The organism is Streptomyces sp. NPDC050704 (genome assembly GCF_040654355.1).
Lineage (GTDB): Bacteria > Actinomycetota > Actinomycetes > Streptomycetales > Streptomycetaceae > Streptomyces.
On the sequence record NZ_JBFAHW010000008.1, the window covers coordinates 1 to 21,345 of the forward strand.

Consider the following 21,345-nt stretch of genomic DNA (forward strand, 5'->3'; position numbering starts at 1 on the left):
CGGCAGGTGTGGATCGGCGGCCGCCGAGGCGGCGCCGCCCGCCTGCTGCACTGGGACGGGCAGCAATGGCTGTGGCTGGACCCGCTGCCCGTCGCGAGCGCGAACCTGTACCGGGCCGTAGTGCGTTCGCCGGGCGAGGTCTGGGTGAGCGGTGACCAGGCATCCGGCGGCGGGTGGTCAGGACTCGTGGCCCGTTGGAACGGATCGTGGACAGTCCTGCCCCCGATCGCGGGCTTGCGTCTGAGCATCAGCGATCTGCACCCGGCCGGTTCGGACGACGTCTGGGCGGTGGGTTCCGACTTCGGCATCGGCGGACCACCGGGACGCCCCGGCAGCGCCGTCCTGGCCCACTGGGACGGCACGGCCTGGACGCAGGTACAACCGGGCTTCACCGTTGGGGCGTTGACCGGAATCGCGGGCGACGCGCAGGGCCGTGCCGCATGGATATCGGGCTGGAACTACCAGGACCAGAGTCGCAGCACGTATCTGCGCCGCGATGTCGACACCTGGACTGTCGTACGGGGCCCGGCCGGCGCGGCGCCTGCGCCGTACCTCAGCGACGTGACACCTGTTCCCGGCACCGCGGGATTCTGGTCGGTGGGCATGACGGCTTCCAACCCGGCTCCTCCGACCGAGGCATACACGGAACGGCTGGAAGGCTGACGCGGCTCCTGAGGCTCCGCGTGCCGTTCCTCCGCTTGTGTGGATTCAAGTTGTTTGTCTGGTGCGGGTGTTGAGGCGCGGTTAGCGTGCTTTGACCGATGTGCATCAACGGGGGAAGGCATCACATGCGGAAAACAGGCATGCGTAAGATTCTGGCGCGGCTGGGTGTCGCGCTGCTGGCGGCGACGGGACTTGTCCTGGCAGGACCGAACGCCGCCCACGCCAGTACCGTCGTCGACATCCCGGCACCCACTCCGGGCGGCGTCTCCATGACCGCGAAGTTCTACGGGGCCGTCGTGCCGCAGCCGTACACCCCGGACCCGGACGCCGTGTACAACGAACCGAACACCTGTCAGCTGTACTTCCGGCAGTTCGACCCGACCTCCGGCTGCGGTGGCTTCAAGCTGAGGACGGTGCTGCACAACGTCCGCGAGCAGCCGGGCTATAAGGCGGGACTGTCCGGCACCGGCTACTTCGACGCGTACGCCGACACGGACCGTACCTTCGGCTGCCTGCGACCTGACGGCAGCTTCGACCACTCCACCGCCTTCGTCGTCCACGAGGATCAGCGCCGGCTGTCTCTGGTCTACGTCGAGGGCGGCGCCTACAGCCTCGTCCAGCGGCTCCGGGACTACCCCGATGCCGACTACGGGCCCAGCTGGTACGTCAACTTCACTCCCATCGTGGACGTCGACTGCCCCGCAGGCATGACCCCGACCCAGTACGGACTCAAGGTCAGCAACCTGCGGATCTCGATCGAGGACCCCGAGATCTTCGGTACGACGACGTGGTCCCATCCGGGGCCGTTCTACGCGTAGCCCGCTGAAGAACCGGTGCGTGCGGGGCCCGCCGCCGGTGACGGCACCGCCCTAGCCTGCTCCGTATGCCTGACAACACCACACAAGGGAAGCGCGACGACAGGCCCGAGGAGTCCCGGCGGGCGCGTCTGAGCCGGATTTTCGACGAGGACGCGGAGCTGTACGACCGGGCCAGGCCCGGATATCCGCCGGAGCTGTACGACGACCTCGCCGGCCTCGCGGGTGCCCGCACCGGCAGCCGCGTACTGGAGGTCGGTTGCGGGACCGGTCAGGCGACCGTGCCGCTGGCCGGGCGGGGCTGCCGGATCACGGCCGTCGAGGCGGGGCGGCGCATGGCCGCGGTCGCCCGCCGCAACCTGGCCGGGGCCGCGGCGGTGGAGGTGGTGACGGCGGACTTCGAGAGCTGGCCGCTGCCGGCGGAGCCGTTCGACGCGGTCGTCTCGGCGACGGCGTTCCACTGGATCGACCCGGCGGTGCGGATGGCCAGGGCCGCCGATGCGCTGCGTCCGGGCGGGGCACTCGCCGTGGTGCGCAGCCAGCATGTGAGGGGCGGCACCGAGGAGTTCTTCGTCGAGGTCCAGCGCTGCTACGAGCGCTTCGACCCGGACACGCCGCCGGGGCTGCGGCCGCCCGCCGCTGCCGACGTCGACGGCTCGGACCATGCTGAGGAGGTCGCCCGCAGCGGCCGGTTCGGTCCCACGGTCTTCCGCCGCTACGAGCAGGACCTCACGTACACCACGTCGGACTATCTGGCGCTGCTGCGGACCTACTCCGGCCACCGAGCTCTTCCGGAAGCCGCCAGGAACGGGCTCCTCGGGTGCATCGCGGGCCTGATCGACGGGGAGTACGGCGGCCGGGTGACCAAGCGCTGTCTCATCGAGCTGGGAGTGTCATACAGGCGGTGACGCCGGGCGTCGCATCGCGGCGCGGGCCTGCCCGCCGCGCTAAACGCAGGGAGCGCTGCCACGGGGAGTCGCCGACGGGGCAGGGCGCCGGGGACGGAACCCGGCGCCCTGTGTGAAGGTGTCCTGCTTCCGCGGGGGTCAGGCGCCGATGTCCGCTTGAGGTCCGGCGTCCTCCTTGAGCAGGGCGGGGACGTCCTTGGCGGCGTCGAGGGTGTAGTCGTAGAAGTCACCCGGGTCGAACGCGGTGCCGCCGGTCTGCTGCTTGCCCCGGCAGCCGACGAGGATGTTGCCGCGCTCGACGAGCGAGGCGTCCGGGTCCCGATAGTAGGGGTCCTTGACGTTCTCGAAGTAGCTGTTCTCGATGACGGTGTCGGACGCTCCCCGGGACCAGCTGCCGTAGCCCGCCACGTTCTGCAGGTAGTTGTTGTACATGTGGGCGTTGGCCACGTTGTCGATGCTGGGGTTGCGGGAGTTGGTGCCGCTGATCCAGTTGTGGTGGATCGTCATCTTGGCGGTGACGTTGTCGGTCCAGCCGATCCCGAAGGTCTTGTTGCCCTCGCTGAGGATGTTCCAGGACACGGTGAGGTTGGTGGTGTCCTTGCGGCTGTCGATCAGGCCGTCGTTCATCCGCTGGATCTTGTTGTGGTCGATCCAGATGTGGTTGGCGGTGTCCATCTGGATGCCGTCGTAGTCGTACGAGTCGTCGCCCGGGTCGTCGTCGGCCATCCGGGTGTCCCGGATCGTGAGGTTGCGGATGATGACGTTGCTGACTCCCGCCTTGAGGAAGAAGCCGCCGTTGACGATGTGGCCCTTGGTGCCGACTCCGACGATGGTCTTGTTCGAGGCGACGCGGAGTTCGGTACCGAACGGGGCGACCTTGATCTCCCCGGCCACCTTGATGACGTACGGCTCCGCGGCGGTGGCGTACTGCTTGAGCTGCTCGTAGGTGGTGACGGTGACCGTATCGCCCTTCGCGCCGCCCGTCGTGCCGCCGTCGGTGGACGCGAAGCCGTCGGGGGTGGCCGGCCAGGCCTGCACTGTGGCGGCGCCGGCCGGTGACGGCACCGCGTCGGTGGCGCTTCCGGGGGGAGCTGCGAGGCCCAGCAGGAGGCCGCACAGGGCGACGGGTAACACGGTCAGGAATGACCAGCGGTGCTTTGCGGCTCTCGTGGTCATGAACTTCTCCGGTGTTGTGGGGGTGTGGAGTTGACAGGCCGTCCCGGCCCGCTCTTCGAAAATTTCGCTGATCCCGCCGGTGCTTCGGCGTGCCGGGCACAGTAGAAAGGGCTTGCTATCCCGTCAAGGCTTCTCGTGCATGCTGCGTGAAGTTCGAAAAATTCGAAGCGGCGCTAAGCTCTGGTCATGGCTTCAACGGACCGGAGTGGCCCAGGCGATGGCGAGATGACCGGGCCGCTGACGGCCGCTCAGATCGCCGAGTACGCGAAAGTCTCCGTCGCGACGGTCTCCAAGGTGGTCAACGGGCGCGAGGACGTTGCCCCCGAGACCCGCGCCCTGGTCGAGGACATCATCCGCAGGTACGGGCACCGACGGCAGAAACGGGCCGCGCGCCCGGCCCCGGTGCTGGAACTGGTCTTCCGCCAGATCCGGGACTCGTACCACGTCGAGATCATCAAGGGTGTCCAGTGCGTGGCGCGTGAACATCGGCTGGCCGTGGTGCTGTCCGAGCTGCAGGGCCGCCCAACTCCCGGGCACGGCTGGGTCGAGGACGTGCTGTACCGCCGCCCGACCGGCATCATCGAGGTGTACTCCGTCCTCACCGACACGCAGAGCGGTCAACTGCGCAGCCGCGGTATCCCCTTCGTCCTCGTCGATCCCAACGGGGAACCGGCCCACGCCTCCCCGTCGGTCGGCGCGAGCAACTGGAACGGCGGGCTCTCGGCCACCCGGCACCTCCTCCAGCTCGGGCACCGGCGCATCGCCGTGATCACCGGGCCCGAACGCGCCCTCGCAAGCCGGGCCCGGGTGGACGGCTACCGGACCGCGATGGAGACCGCCGGGGTTCCCGTCGATTCCGCACTCGTCCGTGTCGGCGACTACCGGGCCGAGGAGGGGCTCAGGTGCGGACGGGAGTTGCTGCGCCTGCCCGATCCGCCGACCGCCGTCTTCACCTGCAACGACGCCCTGGCGCTCGGCGTGTACCGGGCGGCCGCCGAGGCCGGGCTGCGCATTCCGCAGGACCTGAGCATCGTCGGCTTCGACGACCTGCGTCCGGCGCAGTGGACCGTCCCGCCACTGACCACGGTCCACCAGCCGCTCACCGAGATGGCCGCCACCGCCGCCACCATGGTGGTCAAGCTGTCCCAGGGACTGCCACTGGCCCAGACCCGCGTGGAACTCGCCACCGAACTCGTCATCCGCGACAGCACCGCTCCGCCTCGTCGCGAGAGGACATCCTGACGGTCGGTCACCACTGAGGTGTACCGGTGTTCCGGTCGGTGGCCGCACCGAAAGAGCTGATTCATTCCGGAACGGCCCGGTTGCCGCGCTCGCCGGCTCCTGGTTCGATACGTTGCCCTTATGGCATGGCGTAAGAATGTCAATGCGACCCTGCGGCGGCTCACCGGCCACGAACTCCGTCGCTCACGGCCCGCACTGTCTCCGCAACCGTCCCCACAGCGACCTCCACAACCGTCGGAGCCGACTGCTTCCCCGAAACTCCCCGCCGACTACGACGACACAGCCAGGGAAGTCATTCGGGCGGTGTCCTCCTACACGATGACCTCACCGGAGCGGCTCAACGCCCTGATCCTGGCCACCCGGTACGTCAGTCGGCACAACATCGCCGGTGACATCGTCGAGTGCGGAGTGTGGCGAGGCGGCAGTATGCAGGCGGCCGCCCGCACCCTGCTCAGCCTGGACGACACCGAGCGGCACCTGTACCTCTTCGATACGTTCGAGGGGATGCCCGCGCCGACCGACAAGGACCTTCGCCGGGACGGCGAATCCGCCGCGGACCTGCTCGCCAGACAGGACAGGAGCCGCCCCATCTGGGCCGTCGCCACGTTGGAAGACGTCAAAGAGGGCTTTCAAAAGGTTCCGTACCCCGCAGACCGCGTCCATTTCGTCCCGGGGCTGGTGGAGGACACCATTCCCGCCGAGGCCCCCGAGCAGATTTCGATTCTGCGGCTGGACACCGACTGGTACGCCTCGACGCGTCACGAACTGGAACAGCTCTACCCGCGGCTGGTCAGCGGTGGCGTCCTCCTCATCGATGACTATGGCTGGTGGCAGGGGTCGAGGTCCGCGGTGGACGAATTCCTGGAGAAGACCGGCGCCCGTCTTCTCCTCCTCCGCATGGACGAAGGCCGCATCGCGGTCAAGCCGTAGAGCTCGCAGCCCGATCTTGTGATCCCTTCTTGTCGTGCATCGCGTCGACTTCGGCCGTTCAGGCGAGCTCCTCGGCGTCGGCGAGCATCCGTGCGGTGTCCGGCTCCCGGCCGGTGAACAGCCGAAAGGCGTCGGCGGCCTGGAAGACGAACATGCCGAGACCGTCGAGGACGGTGCAGCCGCGTGCGCTCGCGGTGCGCAGCAGTTCTGTTTCCAGTGGCCGGTAGACCACGTCGGCGACCCACAGGCGGGGGTGCAGCAGTTCGGCCGGAAGGGGCATTCCGGGGTGGGCGGCCATGCCGGTGGGTGTGGCGTGCAGGAGGCCGTCCGCACGGGCCAGCAGCTCGGGGAGCCGGTCGGCGGTTTCCGCCGACGCGCGCCCTTCGCCGTAGTGCCGGCGGAGCGAGGTCGCGAGACCCGCCGCGCGGTGGGCGAGCACGTCGAGGACCGCGAGGTGTCCGGCGCCACGGGCGAGTACCGCGTGGGCGACGGCCGCCCCGGCTCCTCCGGCGCCGAGCAGCACGATCCGCTCCAAGCGGGCCTCGGGCAGTGAACGGGCGAACGAGGCCGCGAACCCGGTGACGTCCGTGTTGTGGCCGGTCGCCCGCCCTTCCCCGAAGACGACGGTGTTGACCGCGCCGACCGCCTCGGCCTGCTCGGAGAGGGCATCGAGGTGCTCGATGACGAGCTGCTTGCAGGGGTGGGTGATGTTGAGGCCGGTGAAGCCCGTGTCCTGGGCGGCGTCCAACAGTTCACCGACCTTCTCGGGTGCGGTACCGAGGGTGTCGAGGTCGATCAGGCGGTAGAGGTAGCGCAGGCCGTGCCGGTCCGCCTCGCGTTCGTGGAGGGCCGGACTGAGTGACGTGCCTATTCCGGAGCCGATCAGGCCGACGAGATACGAGTCCTGGTCCATCGCCGCGCTTCCTTCCACGAGCCGCACGACCGGCACGAGCCGTTCACAGACCGAGGTAGATCTGGCGCACCCGGGTGTCACGGCTGAGCTCCTCGGAGGTTCCGGTCATCGCGACGCTGCCGTTCTCCATGACCAGACAGTGGCTGGTCGCGCCGAAGGTGAGTTTGGCGTTCTGCTCCACGAGGAGCATGCTCAGCCCTTCCTCGCGCAGCCGTGTCAGCGCGCCCAGGATCTCGCTGACGAGCTTGGGGGAGAGGCCCATCGACGGTTCGTCGAGCAGGAGGATGCGCGGGCTGGCCATCAGGGCGCGGCCGATGGAGAGCATCTGCTGCTGCCCGCCGGACAGCGCCCCGGCCAGTCGCCGGCCCATCTCGCCCAGTACCGGGAAGAGTTCGTGCACCTCCGCCAGCGTGGCCCGGGTCTCGCCGTCCCAGCGGCGGGCGTACGCGCCGAGCAGCAGGTTCTTCTCCACGGTCAGGCCGGGGAACACATGCCGGCCCTCGGGTACGTAACCGATGCCGTGCCGCACCATGTCGCGGGCCCGCACGCGGGTCAGGTCGCGCTCGCCCAGCGTGATGCGTCCGCCGCTGCGCGGGACCAGGCCCATCAGGGCCTTGAGCGTGGAGGTCTTGCCCGCGCCGTTGGCGCCGATGATGCCCACCGACGCACCGGGCTGCACGCTGAAGCTGATCGAACTGACCGCTCGGACCCCGCCGTAGTGCACGGACAGGTCGTCGACGGCGAGTGTGGCGGCGGTTTCGGTACGAGCGACACGGGGAGCGGGGAGCATCCTCACCGGGTTGCCTCCTTCGAAGCAGGTGCCTCGGCCGAAGCGGATCCCTCGCCAGCGGCAGGTGCCTCGGCCGAAGCCGCGGGGGCCTGGGGCGGCGTGGGCGGGGCCGGTTCCGGCCGCGGAACGTCGGCCATCGCGGAATCCCCGAGATACGCCTCGATCACCTCGGGAGCGGCGACCACCTCGGCAGGTGTGCCCTCCGCGATGACCCCGCCGCTGGAGAGCACCGTGACGCGCTCACACAGCGACATGACCAGGCCCATGTTGTGCTCGATGAGGACGACCGTGGTGCCGCTGTCGCGGATGGAGTGCACGATGCGGGCGAGTTGCCGCACCTCTTCGCCGTTCAGTCCGGCGGCCGGTTCGTCGAGCAGCAGCAGCCGGGGCCGGGCGGCCATGGCGCGGGCGATCTCGATGCGCCGCTGGATCCCGTACGGGAGGGAGCCGGGCGCGGCCTCGGCGAAGTCGGCGAGCCCGAAGCGCTCCAGGAGTTCCTGCGCCTGCCGGCGCAGCTGCCGCTCGCGACGTACGACACCGGGCTGCCAGATCGCGTACTGCCAGATGGTGTACGTCCGGGTGCGGTCCAGTGAGACGAGGATGTTCTCGCGGACCGTCAACTGGCCGAACAGGCGCAGGTTCTGGAAGGTGCGGGCCACGCCCAGGAGGGAGAGCGCGTACGGCCGGGCGGTGGTGGTGTCGCGACCGGCGAACGCGACCCGTCCCGACGTGGCCCGGTAGAAGCCGCTGATCACGTTGAACAGGGTGGTCTTGCCGGAGCCGTTGGGCCCGACGATCCCGCGGATCTCGCCGGGACGGACCGTGAGGGAGACCTCGTCCAGGGCGCGCAGCCCGCGGAAGTCCTTGGTGACGGACCGGATTTCAAGGAGGGGCTCGTCCGCGGAATCGGGCGTCTCGACAGGCTCGTACGGCTGGAAGGGGCGCAGCCGCGCACGGTCCGCACCCTTCCCCCGTCGCCGCCGGTTCACGAAGTCCCGTATGCGGGAGGGGATTCCGGCGAGGCCGGTCGGTGCGAAGACGACCATGAGGACGACCACCACGCCGTATCCGAGCTGTGCGTACGTGGAGAAGTCGGAGAGCCACTCGCGGATCAGGGTCAGCCCGATCGCGCCGACCACACAGCCGACGAGGGAGCGCCGGCCGCCGATGATGACCATGGCGAGCAGGATGAACATGTTGCCGATGGAGAAGGTCTCCGGGGCGACATAGCGGATGAGGCCCGCGTACAGGACCCCGGCCAAACCCCCGTACAGGCTGGCGAGCAGGAACGCGGTCATCCGCAGCAGCGGGATCTCCGCGCCCATCGCGCCCGCGGCCAGGGAGTCGTCGCGCATCGCGCGCAGCCGTCGGCCCAGGGAGGTACGGACGACGAAGAGTCCGAAGCCGAGGCCGAGTGCGCAGACCACCAACTCCAGGTAGTAGTAGAGGTATTCGCTGGACAGGTCGACGCCCGGCAGAGTGGGCAGCGGGATTCCGGAGATGCCGTCGGCGCCGCCGGTGACCGAGGCGTTGGTGATCCAGTTGATGAAGCCGAGCGCCAGGCCCAGCGTGACGATCCCCAGGTAGTGGGACTGCATGCGCAGGGCCGGTATACCGACGAACAGGCCTGTTGCCACGGTCGCGAGCAGGGCCAGGACCGCCGCCGCCCAGAACCCGTAACCGGAGTCGGTGGTCAGGATGGCGAGGGTGTACGCGCCGACGCCGAAGAACGCGACCTGGGCGAGGTTGATCTGCCCGGAGATGCCCATGGCCAGGCCCATGCCGATGGCCAACAGGGCATAGATGATCGCGATGTTGACGACATGGATGGAGTAACCGCCCAGGCCGTACGGCAGCAGCCAGGCGGCCACCGCCAGGGCACCGAGCCCGCCGATACGGAACTTCACGCGCGGCTCACCGTCCTCTCCCCGAAGACGCCCATCGGGCGGATCATGATGGCGGCGGTGAAGACCAGGAAGGTCACGAGCACCGAGTAGCCCTGGAAGTGGCCGGCCGCGTAGGAGTCGAGGACGCCGATCGCGAGCCCGCCGACGACCGCGCCGGGGATGGAGCCGAAGCCGCCGAGCATGGCGGCGGCGAAGCCCTTGATGCCGAGCGCGCCGCCGAGTGAGGCGTCGACGTACAGCATGGGTCCGACGAGACCACCGGCCAGGGCGGCGAGGCCCGCGCCGATGGAGAAGGCCAGGGCGTTGCTGCGGCCGACGTTGATGCCGACGGCGGTGGCCGCCTCGTGGTCCATGGCGACGGCCTGCATGGCCGCGCCGCGCTTGGTGCGCGCCAGGAACCAGGCGAGGCCGGTCACGGCGAGGGCCGCGACGGCCATCACCAGCAGGTCGTAGGTGCGCACACGCACCCCGAACAGGTCGAGCGGGGCCGACTGCACGGGGGAGCGGACCGCCCGTCCGGTGGTGCCCCAGATCAGGATGGCGACGGCCTGGAGGACGATGCCGAAGCCGATCGTGCCGATCAGCATCAGGTCGAAGTCCTTGTTCTCCAGCGGCCGCAGCACCCGCTCGATGACCAGGCCGATCGCGGCAGTGACCGCGATGGCCACGACCATGGCGATGGCGAAGGGCATCTTGGAGGTCAGGTAGAAGGTGGAGGCCGCGTACGCGCCGATCATGGCGATGTCGGCGTGGGCGAAGTTGACCAGGCCCATGGTGCGGTAGACCAGGGAGAACCCCATGGCGACCAGGGCGTAGACCGCTCCGAGGCTCAGGCCTCCGACGAGTGTCTGCAGCGTCTCTTGCACGTCAGTGCTCCCGTGGCCTACTGCTGCGGGACGAGTTTGCCGTCGCGGATGACGCCGATGGTGGTCTTGGTGATGCCGACCCCGGTCTCGTCGTACCGGAAGTCACCGAGCAGGCCCTGGTACCGGGTGTCGCGGATCGCGTCGGCGAGTTCCTCGCCGGTCGCGCCCTTGGTGGTCTTCAGCGCGGTCAGCAGGATGTTCGTCCCGTCGTAGGCCTTGGCCCCGTGCAGCTCCGCCTCCTTGCCGTACGCGGCCTGGTAGGCGGCGGCGAACTTCTTCGAGGCCGCGTTGACGTCGTTGCTCAGATAGGGCGAGCTGACGATGGTGCCCTCGGCCGCGGCCTTGCCGGCGGTGTCGATGAAGACGGGGGTGCCCTGCGGCGCGGCGCCCGCGAAGGGCGCGGTGATGCCCAGGTCCCGGGCCTGCTTGACGATCAGCCCGGCCTCGACCTCCTCCGAGCCGATGAAGATCACCTCGGGCTTCTGGGCCCGGATCTTTGTCAGTGCGGCGCTGAAGTCCTTCTGGTCGGTGGTGACGACCTGGTCGGTGGACGGGGTCACGCCGAGCCCCTTCACGGCCTTGAGGAAGGCGTCGTGCTCGCCCTTCCCGAAGGAGCCGTTGTTCGTGATCATGGCGATCTTCTTGAAGCCCTTGTCGTTCACCAGGTGCTGGGCGAGCGTCGAGTCGTAGGTGGTGCTGGTCGGCCCGTTGAGGAAGAGGTACGGGCTCTTCAGCGCGACCAGGCCGTCGGACTGGCCGGAGGTGATGTTCGGGATCTTCGCCTGCTGGAGCACCGGACCCATGGCGATGGTCACCGCGCTCTCCGCCGTGCCGATCATGGCGACGTACTTGTCGCTCACCAGCCTGCGGGCGATGTTGGTGCCGGTGGTCGGGTCCCCTTGGTCGTCGAAGAGCTTCAGCTGGACCTTGCGGCCGTCGATGCCGCCCTTCTTGTTCCACTCGTCGACGGCGAGCTTGGCGCCCTTGTACTCCCAGTCGCCCAGTGAACTGAGCTGCCCGCTCTGCGCGTTGACGACGGCGACCTTGATGGGCCCGGAGGACGCCTTGGCATCGGAGTCCGCGGATTCGCCGGGTGCGCTGCACGCGGTGAGGGCGGCGGCCAGCGCGGCGGCCGTGCAGAGGGCGGCGCGAGTGGTGGTGCGGGTGGTGGTTCGGGTGCTGATGTGTGGTCGTGCGGTGCTGCGGGTCATGAGGTCACCTCGTTGTGAGCGGAAGACGCAGAAGACGCAGAAGACGCGGAGTCGTGGGGCGGTCAGTCGGCGAAGGACCCGCGGTAGATGTCCTTGATGTTCCAGTGGCCCGGCGTCGGCACGGGTTCGTTGACCATCGGTACGTCGATGACGGCGGGCCTGCGTCGCACGACCGCGTCGGCCAGGGCCTTGGACAGGTCGGCGGGGGAGGCGACGGTGTACCCGTCGGCGCCGCAGGACTGCCCGAAGGCCGCGAAGTCCGGGCTGTAGGGCCGCCCTTCGGCGTCGGTGAACTCGCAGCCGTAGGACCGGCCGAACGACGAGGCCTGAAGATCGGCGATGGTGCCGTGGGCCCGGTTGTTCATGACGACGAAGATGACGGGCAGGCCCTGTTCGACGGCCATCGGTACGGCGGGCAGCTGCGCGCTCATCCCGCCGTCACCGACCAGGGCGACCACCACGCGGTCCGGCTGGGCCAGCTGCACGCCGACCGCGGCGGCCGGTCCGAAGCCCATGGTCGAGGCGCCGCCGGGGGTGATGAACCGCCCGCCTTCGGGGAGTTCGTAGCACTGGGCGACGCCGTTCTTGTTCCAGCCGACGTCCGTGACCAGCACCGCGTCGTCGGGCAGCGCCTCGCGCAGGTCGGCGAGGATGCGCTGCGGGCGCAGCGGGAAGTTGTCGCTGCGGCCGTCCTCGCGGGCGGTGTCGAATACGGCCCGGCGGGCGGTGGCGATGGTGTCGCGCAGCCCGTCCCGGGTCACCGGGTCGGGTTGAGTGGACCGTACGGCCGCACCGATGGCCGGTACCGCGTCGCCGACATCCGCGACCGCACCGATCTCCACGGGGTAGTTGCGGCCGATCTCGGCAGCGTCGATGTCGATCTGGATGAGCTTGCTGGGCGGGCTGTGCCGGTCACCGAAGGTCCAGGTGTACGCCGGATCCCACGAACTGGCGTCGGTCTCCGCGAACCGGGTCGCCAGCGCGAGGACCACATCGGCGCCCCTGGTGTACTCGTGGGTGGTCTCCAGGCCCCAGAAGCCGGGCATGCCGAGCAGCAGCGGATGACTGTCGGGGAGAACACCCTTGCCCATCAGGGAGTGGGCGAGCGGGATGTCGAGATGCTCGGCTAACGCCAACAGCGCCTGACGGGCAGCCGGTTCACGCAGGCCGCCGCCGAAGTAGATCAGCGGGCGCTCGGCACGCAGCAGCGTCTCGGCGATGCGCTCGGCGGTGGCCCGGTCGAGACCGGGGAGCGGGGCGCCGCCGGGCAGCGGGTACTGACCGGCGTACTCCTCGACCTGCCGGCTGAACAGGTCCATCGGAACGTTGACGAGCACGGCTCCCGGTCGCCCGGAGCCGGCCGTCCAGAACGCCCGCTCTGTCGTACGGGCCAGATCCTGGACGCGGTGCACGGTCCAGGCTCGCTTGGTGAACGGCCGATAGATCGCGCTCTGGTCGGCGTCCGCGTGGAGGTTGACCTCCTGGTGCGGGTGGCGGCCGGAGTAGTAGGAGGGGATGTCGCCGGAGATGACGATCAGCGGAATCGAGTCGAGGGCGGCGGTGGCCACCCCGGTGACCGCGTTCATCATGCCGGGGCCGACGTGGGTGAGCAGGACACCGGGTTTGCCGGCGGCGCGGGCGTAGCCGTCGGCGGCGTGCGCGGCGGCCTGCTCGTGGCGGGCGATCACGAACTCGATCGAGTTGGGGCCGAGCGCGTCGAGCAGGGCGATGTTGGTGTGGCCGCAGGTGCCGAAGACGTACTCGACTCCGTACGACTCCAGTTGGGCGACCAGGGCTTCGGCGGCGGTCACGGTCATGCGTCGGTCTCCCCGTCGGTGGCGGTCGTGCCGAGGGTGGTGGTGTCGCCCCAGACGGACAGGCCGCGGAGCAGGAGGGTCTTGACGACCGTGTAGTCGTCGATCATCGAACGGGGTGTCTCGCGGCCGAAGCCGGAGTCCTTGACCCCGCCGAACGGGACATGATCGAGGCGGTAGTTGGAGCTGCCGCCCGCGATCAGCGCGCCGGTCTCCAGCTCGCGCCAGGCGGTGATGACGCGGCCCATGTCCCGGGTGAAGAGCCCTGCCTGCAAGCCGTAACGGCTGGTGTTGCAGGCGTCGATGACCGCACCGAAGTCGTCGTAAGGGAGCACCGCGACCAGCGCCCCGAAGACCTCGTGGACCACGACCGAGGCGTCCGGTGCCGGGTCCGCGACGACGGTGGGGGCGGCTGTGGCGCCGTCCCGGGTGCCGCCGCGCAGCACCCGGGCGCCGGAGTCCGCGGCCTCGGCCGACCAGCGCACCACGCGTTCGGCGGCCTCATCGTCGACCATCGAGCCCACGTCGGTGGCCGGGTCGAGCGGGTCGCCGACCTTCAGGGTGTCGACGGCGGTGGTGAAGGTGTCGAGGAAGGCGGCGTAGCGGGAGCGGTGGACATAGACGCGCTGGACGGAGATGCAGCTCTGGCCGGAGTTGCTGTAACCGGTGCGGGCGCACTCCTTGGCGGCCTGCGCGATGTCGGCGTCCTCGCAGACGATCGTGGCGGCGTTGCCGCCGAGTTCGAGGACCAGGCGCTTGGCCCCGGCGGCGCCTGCCACGACCCGGCCGGTCGCCGCGCTGCCGGTGAAGCTGATGACGGCCACCTCGTCGGCCGCACACAGCAGCGCTCCCACCTCGCCGCCGCCGTGCAGCAACTGCACGGCCTGCGGGGGCATTCCGGACTCCAGGAGCAGCGCCACGATCGCGGCGGTGGCGGCCGGGGCCTGCGGCGGGGCCTTGACGAGTGTGGTGTTGCCCGCGGCGAAGGAGGCGCCGAGCTTGTGGGCGAGGAGGTTCGCGGGGGCGTTGAAGGGGGTGATGGCGAGGGCCACCCCGGCCGGTGCGCGATAGGTGAACGCGGTGTTGCCGACCCCGCGTTGCCAGCCCGCGACGGGCAGCGTCTCGCCGCCGATGTGACGTGCCTCGGACGCGCACACCGCGAAGGTGTCCGCCACCCGGTCGATCTCACCCAGGCCGTCCTTGAGCGGCTTGCCCAGCTCCAGGGCGAGCAGGCGGGCCAGCCCCTCGCGGTGCGCCGCGGCGGCGCGGGATGCTCGCTCCAGGACGTCCGCGCGCAGCGCGGGGGCAAGGCCGGCCACCGTGCGGGCCGAGGAACGGGCGTAGGCGAGGGCGCGGGCGATCTCCTCGCCGGTCGCCGTGGTCGCCCGGCTGACAACACGGCGCACATACGGGCCCGTTCGAGCCGCGGCAGGACCGTCGCCACCCCACTGGCCCGCGACGAACGGAGGCGCTTCGGCCACCGCCACATCCGCTCCGGCCTTGAGAAGGGAATCGAGCATGAGATCTCCCAGGAAACCGCTAAGTGGTACTGGTGGACTGCTCTGTGGGTCGGCGTGTAACGTACGGGCGCCAACTCGCGGTGACAAGAGGGCAGTTCGAAGAAGTTTCGGAGCGGAGGGAGAAGGCGCGTGAGCGAGACCGACCATGAGCGGGCGGCCGAGGTGACCGGGGTGCGCAGTGTGCGCAGGGCGCTGGACATCCTGGGGCTGCTGACCGAGGACCAGCCGACGATCACGCTGAGGGAGATCGTGGACTCCACCGGCCTGGCCAAGACCACCGTGGTCCGCCTGGTGCAGACCCTCGAACAGTGCGGTCTGCTCTGGGACACCTCGGCCGGCTACACCGCGGGTCCCGGGCTGTGGCGCTGGGCGCATCTGGCCCACACGAGCTGGGAACTGCCCCGCGAGATGCGCAAGTTGATGCGCGAGCTGGCCGAGGAGCAGCAGGAGACCGTCAACCTCTTCATGCTGCGCGGCCTGCACCGCGTCTGTGTGGCCCAGCAGGAGAGCCCGCAGCCGTTGCGCCATGTGGTGCGGGTCGGCGACGAGCTGCCGCTGTGGGCGGGCGCCTCGTCCAAGATCCTGCTGCGTACGGCTCCCGACAGCCTGCTGCGCCGGATCGCCGCGGGCTCCCCGCACGGCGAGGGGCATGCCAGGCAGCTGCGGGTGTGGGCGGACGTCGCGGCGGAGCAGGGATTCGCGGTCAGCCGAGGTGAGCGAGACGAGGGGCTGACGGCCGTGGCCGTACCCGTCCACGGTCGAAGCGGGGCCGTCGTCGCCTCGCTCTCGCTCAGCGGACCCAGCCACCGATTCCCGGAGTCCGTCGTCGAGCGGTTCGCCACCGCGCTCACCGAAGCCGCCCGGCAGATGTCGGAACAGGGCTTCGACCACCCGCTCAGCCCGACGAAATGATCACGGCGCAGATGTCGTGGAAGCCGCCCGAGCAACAGCAACTCAAGGAAGCACAGCAGCCACAGGAAGCGCAGGAACCGCAGAAGGAGCCGGTGCATGCCCGAACGACCGCTCTCAGGAATCCGCGTACTCGATCTCACCAATGTGCTCGCAGGCCCGTACTGCAGTTACCACCTCATGCTCCTCGGCGCCGAGGTCGTCAAGGTCGAACAGCCGGACCGGGGCGATCTCGCGCGAAGCCTCGGTCCTGATCCGGAGCTCAACCGGTCCGGCATCGGCGCTTCGTTCCTCGCCCAGAACGCGGGCAAGAAATCCCTCGTACTCGACCTCAAGGACCCCGATGACCGGGCCGACTTCGAGGAGTTGGTGGGCGGCGCGGACGTCCTCCTGGAGAACTTCCGTGCCGGGGTGCTGGCCCGGATGGGATACGGCGCCGACCGGCTGCGGACGCTCAATCCGCGGCTGGTCAGCTGCGCGATCACCGGCTTCGGGCAGTCGGGACCGATGAGCGCCGCCCCCGCCTACGACCAGATCATCCAGGGCCTGTCCGGGATGATGAGCATCACCGGCACCACCGACACCGCACCGCTCAGGGTGGGCTTCCCCGTGTGCGACTCGCTCGGCGGTCTCGGCGCGGCTCTCGCGATCAGCGCGGCCCTGCTCGGGCGGGAGAGGACCGGGCAAGGAGCCCGGCTGGACGTCTCCATGCTGGAGGTCTCCCTCTCCGCGATGGGCTGGGCCGTCTCCAACTACCTGGTCAGCGGGGTGGATCCGGAACCGATGGGCGACCAGAACGCGACCGCCGCGCCTTCGGGAACCTTCGAGACCGCCGACGGGGGACTGAACATCGCGGCCAACCGGCAGGAGCAGTTCGTCACCCTGTGCCGCCTCGCCGGGCTGCCGCACCTGGTCCACGACCCGCGGTTCGCCGAGCGCGAGGCACGCAAACTGCACCGCGCGGAGCTCAACACCGAGCTGAACGCGGCGCTGCGCCAGAAGACCGCCCTGGAGTGGGAGGCGACGCTGTCCGCGGCCGGGGTCCCGGCGGCCCGCGTCCTGACGGTCCCCGAAGCCGTGGAGCTGGAACAGCTGGCGCACCGCGGCTTCTTCACCGACCTGCCCTATCCGGACGGCTCCGGTCGCACGCTGCGAGTCAGCGGCAACGGCGTACTGGTGGACGGCGAACCCCTCGCGCCGGACTCTCCGCCACCGCTGCTCGACCAGCACGGCGAGGAGCGGGAGCGGCTGATCGCCCGCTGGCGGGCGCACCGCCGGGCCGCCGGGGCGCGGGCCTCATGACGGCCGGCCCGCAGGACGGCCTGGTCGCCCAGTGGTGGGCCACCGCCGTCAGCCGTGTCGAACCGGGCATCATCGAACTGCGCGAACACCCCGTCCAGGACCTGATCGGCCACGCGACCTTCGTCGAGACGATCTGGCTGATGCTCCGCGGCGAACTCCCCGGTCCCGAACAGGCCGGGCTCCTGGAAGCGGCCCTGGTGGCGGGCGTCGACCACGGACCGCAGGCGCCCTCGATCGCCGCCGCCCGGATGGCCGCCACCTGCGGGATCGGGCTCAACAGCGCCGTGGCCACCGGAGTGAACATGCTCGGCGACGTGCACGGCGGGGCAGGCCAGCAGTGCGTGCAGCTCCTCACCGAGATCGTCGAACGGCACGAGGAGGGCCGGGAGTTCGACCTCGCCGTGGCGGAGGTCGTCGCCGAGTGGCGGGCCCGCTCGCGCTATCTGCCCGGTTTCGGCCACCGCTTCCACCCGCGCGACCCGCGCCGGGATCCGCTGCTCGCCCTGGTGGACCGGGCCGTCGCGGACGGTCTGGTGGAGGGTGCTCACCTGCGGGCGGCCCGCGCCGTGGAGGCGTATCTGAACCGGGGGCGCGAGGGGAAGAAGCCCGTGCCCATGAACATCGACGGTGCCACCGCCGTCATCTACGCCGAACTGGGCTTCGCCGCGCCGCTGGCCCGTGGCCTCTTCGTGCTCAGCCGCAGCGTCGGCATCCTGGCCCACGCCTGGGAGGAGACCGGGCAGGGGCGCCGCAACAAGAGTCCCATGCCGCCCTCCATGGTGCCGGTCCACCTGGCGGCACCAACACCGCGTCCCTGACGCACGGTTGACGCCCGTCGCCCGAAAATCCCCTGCCGCGTGTCTTGTCACGGGCCTACGGCCGTCCCTAACGTGACCTCCCATCACGGAACCCGTTCTGTGGATTGCGCAAACCATCTAGTGGACCTTGATCGAATCGAGGGAACTGAACGATGGAAAGACGCACCTTCCTCCTGACAACCGCGGCGGCCGGCGCGGCCACCTTCCCCACTCTGGCGTCCACCGCCGAGGCAGCCCCGAACGCGGCCTCCGGCCTCGCACTCCCGGTGCCCCCGCAGTCCGCCGCACTCGGCACCGCGACCGCCGACTGGCCCAAGGTCGGCGGGAATTACGGCAACCAGAACCACTCCACCCTCCGCGACATCACCCCGCAGAACGTCAAGAGGCTCGGCGGGGCCTGGCACGTCAACCTGGAGGGCGGCTCCACCAGCGCGTACCAGCAGTGCACGATCGTCGTGCAGAACGGTGTGCTGTACGTCGAGACCACCCAGCAGAACGTCTTCGCCGTCAACGGCCGGACCGGCGAGGTGATCTGGAAGACGAACCTCGGCACCGAGACCACCAACATGCGCGGCGTCGCCGTCGCGGACGGCAAGGTCTTCACCATCTCCGGTGCCAACATCGTCTACGCCCTGGACCAGAAGACCGGAGCGATCCTCTGGCGGAAACCGCTGATCGTCGACGACAACGGCGGCGACGACGGCTGCGACAACGACAGCGGCCAGTGCGGCGGCAACAGCGGGGGACTGGCGGGCGCGGTCGTGCACTGGGACGGCCTGATCTACATCGGCACGGAAGGGTCGACCGCCGGCGCGCGCGGCCGCGGATACGCGCTCGACGCCAGGAACGGGGACGTCGTGTGGACCTTCTGGGGCCCGCCGGGACCCGGAGAGTTCGGCCACGACACCTGGGAGGGCGACTCCTGGAAGACGGGCGGCGCGGTGCCGTGGATCCACCCGGCCGTCGACCCCGAACTCGGCCTGGTCTACTGGGCGTTCGGCAACCCGTATCCCCGTACGGACGGATCCTCGCGAGGCGGCGACAACCTCTTCGCCAACTCGATCGTCGCCATCGACGCCAAGACCGGCAAGCGGCGCTGGCACTTCCAGTCCGTCCACCACGACATCTGGGACGCCGACAACGTCATGGCGCCGGTGCTCGCCGACCTGCTCGTCGACGGCAGGAGGCGCAAGGTCGTCGTCTACGGCTCGAAGACCTGCTGGTACTACATCCTCGACCGCCGCACCGGCGAGGCCGTCCACGGCATGGAGGAGCGGCCGGTCCCGCAGCACGCCCTGCAGAAGACCTCGCCCACCCAGCCCTTCCCCGGCGGCGAGCCGTTCGTGTCCCCGTACCCGGAGTACGACAAGACGACCCGGCCCGTGCCCTTCTACCCGGCCGGCGGCCTCTACACCGTCTTCTGGGACCGGGCCACCATCATCTTCCCGGGAGCGGGCGGCGGCGCCGACTGGGGCTTCCCCTCCTTCAGCCCCAAGACCGGATACGTCTACGTCGGCTACGGCCTCGTCAACTCCTCCTACTCCAACACCCGCGGCGGCCGCGTCAACACCGCCCGCCCCCTCGGCGAACTGTTCGGCGGAGGTCTGGTCGCGGTGGACCCCCGCACCAACACGGTCGCCTGGCGCAAGGAGGGGCCCTGGTCGCTGGCCCACGGCAACGGCATTCTCACTACCTCCGGCCGGCTCCTCTTCCAGGGCCGCCCGGACGGCGTCCTCGAAGCGATGGACGACACCGACGGACAGACCCTGTGGACCTGGCAGTGCGGCGCCGGAGTCAACACCATCCCCGTCTCGTACGAGATCGACGGCGAGCAGTACGTCGCCGTGCTCGCCGGAGGCAACGGGCTCCCCTTCCCCGACATCCCGCGGGGCGACCACCTCTGGGCGTTCAAGCTCGACGGCAAGGTCGAACAGGCCCCCGCACCCACACCGCCGTCCCGCCGCAACCAGATCCGCGCCGCCGCCGTCACCGGCGCCACGGCACACAACACCGTCACCCTCGGCCGCGTCTGGAACACCGGCACGAGCGCGCCCGGCGCGACCGAGAACACAGTCGCCCAGAACGCCATGGCGCCCCAGCACCTGACGGTCCCGGCCGGCACCACCGTGACCTTCACCAACCCCGCCGACAACAAGCAGGCGCACGGCGCGGTGGCCTTCTTCGACGCGGAGTTCGACACCGGGCTGCTGATGCCGGGCCAGTCGTACACGTACACCTTCGACACGACCGGCGAGTACTTCTACAACGACCCGGTCTTCCCCCAGTCCACCGGCAAGATCGTCGTCCAGTGAGAGGACCGGCCGCCATGACGTCCACAGCACGTACAGCCCGTACGGCACGTACGACGGTGTCCGTACTGGCCGCGTTCGGCGCCACGCTCCTGATCGCCCTGGCCGCCTTCTTCGGCCTCCAGCATCAGACCTCGGCGAACCCGACGCCCGCGCAAGGGGAAGGCAGACCCACCGGGGCCCAGGAGCTCGGCGACCCCGACTACGGAGTCTGCCGCGGCACCAGCGCCAGGTGCTACCACGACTGGGGCAACTTCACCCCGGCCACCGACGGCTACCGGCTGCTCCTGTACACCCGGACCGCGGGACCCCGCCACGCGAACCTCGGCCCCGCGCTCGGCGCCGGCCTCAACCCGGCGCTCGCCGACACCAACGTCGTGCAGAACGCGCTCGTCGAGATGGGCACGGAGAACGGGTTCACGGTCGACTGGACCGAAGACGTCACCCAACTCTCCACACCCTCACGGCTCTTCCGGTACAACGCGGTCGTCTTCTACTCCACCAGCCGCGACACCCTCGACGACGCCGCGCAGACCTCCCTGCGGCAGTACGTACGCGGCGGCGGAGGCTTCGTCGGCATCCACAACGCCTTCGGCACGGAGTACAACTGGCCTTGGTACGAAGGTTTGTTGGGCGGCGCGAACTTCTACGACCACGGCCCCGGCCAGCGTGGCACGGTCGTCGTCCAGGACCGTCACGACTCCTCCACCTCAGATCTCCCGGCGCGCTGGGACTTCACCGACGAGTGGTACAACCTCGTGCCGGCGCCCTCGAAGGTCCGCGTCCTGGCCTCCGTCGACGCGTCCACGCTCGCCGAGGGCGTCACGGGCAACCAAGGACACCCCGGACACGGCAGACACCACCCGGTGGCGTGGTGCCAGTACTACGACGGCGGACGCGCCTGGCTCACCACGCTCGGCCACGACGCCAGGGCCTTCTCGACCGACGGCTCATTCGCCGGGGCCGAACACTTCCAGAAGCTGATCCTCGGCGGCATCGAGTCAGCGATGGGCAGGACCCCGTTCTGCCGGTAAGGAGAGCGGGCTGCTCTCGTGGTGCTGCCTCGCCACCCGGTCGAGGTCCGGGGCGGGCCGGCCGTGCGACCGGTGACACACGCCGTACGGCATCGCGCGCGGCCCGCCGCGATCGTGCTTACACGGTGGGTCCCGCGTTCGACGAGGTCAGAACCGGTCGCAGGAGCCGACAGACCGATCGCTCACGGCGCCTTGTGGTGGCCTTGGCCTTCCGGGGT

17 protein-coding genes and 1 pseudogene are annotated in these 21,345 nt (G+C 69.9%); 10 read left to right on the forward strand and 8 right to left on the reverse strand.

The genetic code is table 11. The annotated features are described in order from the left end of the window. The 3 genes and pseudogenes from AB0I18_RS05990 to AB0I18_RS06000 form a co-directional block, all read left to right on the forward strand. Nucleotides 1-663 (forward strand): annotated as a pseudogene (locus AB0I18_RS05990) (hypothetical protein); the annotation flags it as partial. A 140-nt stretch (nucleotides 664-803) separates the two neighbouring features. After that, a complete protein-coding gene (locus AB0I18_RS05995) occupies nucleotides 804-1,481 on the forward strand; it encodes a hypothetical protein (protein ID WP_363104151.1) in 678 nt (225 codons plus the stop codon). 65 nt (nucleotides 1,482-1,546) lie between these two features. Next, nucleotides 1,547-2,386, forward strand: a complete 840-nt coding sequence (locus AB0I18_RS06000) for a class I SAM-dependent methyltransferase (protein WP_363104152.1) — start codon at nucleotides 1,547-1,549, stop codon at nucleotides 2,384-2,386. A 138-nt stretch (nucleotides 2,387-2,524) separates the two neighbouring features. Here the strand turns inward: AB0I18_RS06000 and AB0I18_RS06005 are convergent, their stop codons facing one another. Then, nucleotides 2,525-3,562: a right-handed parallel beta-helix repeat-containing protein gene (locus AB0I18_RS06005; RefSeq protein WP_363104153.1), complete on the reverse strand. Its 1,038-nt coding sequence runs from the start codon at nucleotides 3,560-3,562 to the stop codon at nucleotides 2,525-2,527. Between the two features lie 186 nt (nucleotides 3,563-3,748). Here AB0I18_RS06005 and AB0I18_RS06010 point away from each other — a divergent pair, with 186 nt between their 5' ends. Both AB0I18_RS06010 and AB0I18_RS06015 read left to right on the forward strand, forming a co-directional pair. Further along, on the forward strand, nucleotides 3,749-4,804 hold the full coding sequence (locus tag AB0I18_RS06010; protein ID WP_363104154.1) for a LacI family DNA-binding transcriptional regulator: 1,056 nt from the start codon (nucleotides 3,749-3,751) through the stop codon (nucleotides 4,802-4,804). 120 nt (nucleotides 4,805-4,924) lie between these two features. After that, a complete protein-coding gene (locus tag AB0I18_RS06015; RefSeq protein ID WP_363104155.1) occupies nucleotides 4,925-5,734 on the forward strand; it encodes a TylF/MycF/NovP-related O-methyltransferase in 810 nt (269 codons plus the stop codon). 58 nt (nucleotides 5,735-5,792) lie between these two features. On the opposite strand, the gene AB0I18_RS06020 is transcribed toward AB0I18_RS06015, so the two are convergent. The 7 genes from AB0I18_RS06020 to AB0I18_RS06050 form a co-directional block, all read right to left on the reverse strand. Further along, on the reverse strand, nucleotides 5,793-6,647 hold the full coding sequence (locus tag AB0I18_RS06020) for a shikimate dehydrogenase (protein WP_363104156.1): 855 nt from the start codon (nucleotides 6,645-6,647) through the stop codon (nucleotides 5,793-5,795). Nucleotides 6,648-6,690: 43 nt separating this feature from the next. Then, nucleotides 6,691-7,437, reverse strand: coding sequence for an ABC transporter ATP-binding protein (locus AB0I18_RS06025; protein ID WP_363104289.1), 747 nt, complete (start codon nucleotides 7,435-7,437; stop codon nucleotides 6,691-6,693). 2 nt (nucleotides 7,438-7,439) lie between these two features. After that, nucleotides 7,440-9,344 (reverse strand): branched-chain amino acid ABC transporter ATP-binding protein/permease, encoded by a 1,905-nt coding sequence (locus AB0I18_RS06030; protein ID WP_363104157.1) that lies wholly within the window; start codon nucleotides 9,342-9,344, stop codon nucleotides 7,440-7,442. Further along, nucleotides 9,341-10,210 (reverse strand): branched-chain amino acid ABC transporter permease, encoded by an 870-nt coding sequence (locus AB0I18_RS06035; protein WP_363104158.1) that lies wholly within the window; start codon nucleotides 10,208-10,210, stop codon nucleotides 9,341-9,343. The genes AB0I18_RS06030 and AB0I18_RS06035 overlap by 4 nt, the downstream gene beginning before the upstream one ends. 17 nt (nucleotides 10,211-10,227) lie before the next feature. Continuing rightward, a complete protein-coding gene (locus tag AB0I18_RS06040; RefSeq protein ID WP_363104159.1) occupies nucleotides 10,228-11,421 on the reverse strand; it encodes an ABC transporter substrate-binding protein in 1,194 nt (397 codons plus the stop codon). A gap of 62 nt (nucleotides 11,422-11,483) precedes the next feature. Then, nucleotides 11,484-13,238, reverse strand: a complete 1,755-nt coding sequence (locus AB0I18_RS06045; RefSeq protein WP_363104160.1) for a thiamine pyrophosphate-binding protein — start codon at nucleotides 13,236-13,238, stop codon at nucleotides 11,484-11,486. Next, a complete protein-coding gene (locus AB0I18_RS06050; protein ID WP_363104161.1) occupies nucleotides 13,235-14,755 on the reverse strand; it encodes an aldehyde dehydrogenase family protein in 1,521 nt (506 codons plus the stop codon). Before AB0I18_RS06050 ends, AB0I18_RS06045 begins: the two co-directional genes overlap by 4 nt. A 129-nt stretch (nucleotides 14,756-14,884) precedes the next feature. Here AB0I18_RS06050 and AB0I18_RS06055 point away from each other — a divergent pair, with 129 nt between their 5' ends. From AB0I18_RS06055 to AB0I18_RS06075, 5 genes are all read left to right on the forward strand, one after another. Beyond that, a complete protein-coding gene (locus AB0I18_RS06055) occupies nucleotides 14,885-15,667 on the forward strand; it encodes an IclR family transcriptional regulator (RefSeq protein ID WP_363104162.1) in 783 nt (260 codons plus the stop codon). Between the two features lie 96 nt (nucleotides 15,668-15,763). Next, nucleotides 15,764-16,966, forward strand: a complete 1,203-nt coding sequence (locus AB0I18_RS06060; RefSeq protein WP_363104163.1) for a CoA transferase — start codon at nucleotides 15,764-15,766, stop codon at nucleotides 16,964-16,966. Continuing rightward, a complete protein-coding gene (locus tag AB0I18_RS06065) occupies nucleotides 16,963-17,784 on the forward strand; it encodes a citryl-CoA lyase (protein WP_363104164.1) in 822 nt (273 codons plus the stop codon). Before AB0I18_RS06060 ends, AB0I18_RS06065 begins: the two co-directional genes overlap by 4 nt. A gap of 152 nt (nucleotides 17,785-17,936) precedes the next feature. Continuing rightward, entirely contained in the window at nucleotides 17,937-20,096 is a 2,160-nt protein-coding gene (locus AB0I18_RS06070; RefSeq protein ID WP_363104165.1) for a PQQ-binding-like beta-propeller repeat protein, read from the forward strand. A 14-nt stretch (nucleotides 20,097-20,110) separates the two neighbouring features. Next, nucleotides 20,111-21,127: a ThuA domain-containing protein gene (locus AB0I18_RS06075; RefSeq protein ID WP_363104166.1), complete on the forward strand. Its 1,017-nt coding sequence runs from the start codon at nucleotides 20,111-20,113 to the stop codon at nucleotides 21,125-21,127. Nucleotides 21,128-21,345 lie beyond the last annotated feature (218 nt).

Excerpts from the sequence above, each read along its gene's own strand:
- AB0I18_RS06075 (WP_363104166.1), top strand. The coding sequence starts at position 20,111 with ATGACGTCCACAGCACGTACAGCCCGTACGGCACGTACGACGGTGTCC.
- AB0I18_RS06045 (WP_363104160.1), bottom strand. The coding sequence starts at position 13,238 with ATGACCGTGACCGCCGCCGAAGCCCTGGTCGCCCAACTGGAGTCGTAC.
- AB0I18_RS06040 (WP_363104159.1), bottom strand. The coding sequence starts at position 11,421 with ATGACCCGCAGCACCGCACGACCACACATCAGCACCCGAACCACCACC.
- AB0I18_RS06020 (WP_363104156.1), bottom strand. The coding sequence starts at position 6,647 with ATGGACCAGGACTCGTATCTCGTCGGCCTGATCGGCTCCGGAATAGGC.
- AB0I18_RS06005 (WP_363104153.1), bottom strand. The coding sequence starts at position 3,562 with ATGACCACGAGAGCCGCAAAGCACCGCTGGTCATTCCTGACCGTGTTA.
- AB0I18_RS06015 (WP_363104155.1), top strand. The coding sequence starts at position 4,925 with ATGGCATGGCGTAAGAATGTCAATGCGACCCTGCGGCGGCTCACCGGC.
- AB0I18_RS06050 (WP_363104161.1), bottom strand. The coding sequence starts at position 14,755 with ATGCTCGATTCCCTTCTCAAGGCCGGAGCGGATGTGGCGGTGGCCGAA.
- AB0I18_RS06065 (WP_363104164.1), top strand. The coding sequence starts at position 16,963 with ATGACGGCCGGCCCGCAGGACGGCCTGGTCGCCCAGTGGTGGGCCACC.
- AB0I18_RS06000 (WP_363104152.1), top strand. The coding sequence starts at position 1,547 with ATGCCTGACAACACCACACAAGGGAAGCGCGACGACAGGCCCGAGGAG.
- AB0I18_RS05995 (WP_363104151.1), top strand. The coding sequence starts at position 804 with ATGCGTAAGATTCTGGCGCGGCTGGGTGTCGCGCTGCTGGCGGCGACG.
- AB0I18_RS06025 (WP_363104289.1), bottom strand. The coding sequence starts at position 7,437 with ATGCTCCCCGCTCCCCGTGTCGCTCGTACCGAAACCGCCGCCACACTC.
- AB0I18_RS06070 (WP_363104165.1), top strand. The coding sequence starts at position 17,937 with ATGGAAAGACGCACCTTCCTCCTGACAACCGCGGCGGCCGGCGCGGCC.
- AB0I18_RS06010 (WP_363104154.1), top strand. The coding sequence starts at position 3,749 with ATGGCTTCAACGGACCGGAGTGGCCCAGGCGATGGCGAGATGACCGGG.
- AB0I18_RS06060 (WP_363104163.1), top strand. The coding sequence starts at position 15,764 with ATGCCCGAACGACCGCTCTCAGGAATCCGCGTACTCGATCTCACCAAT.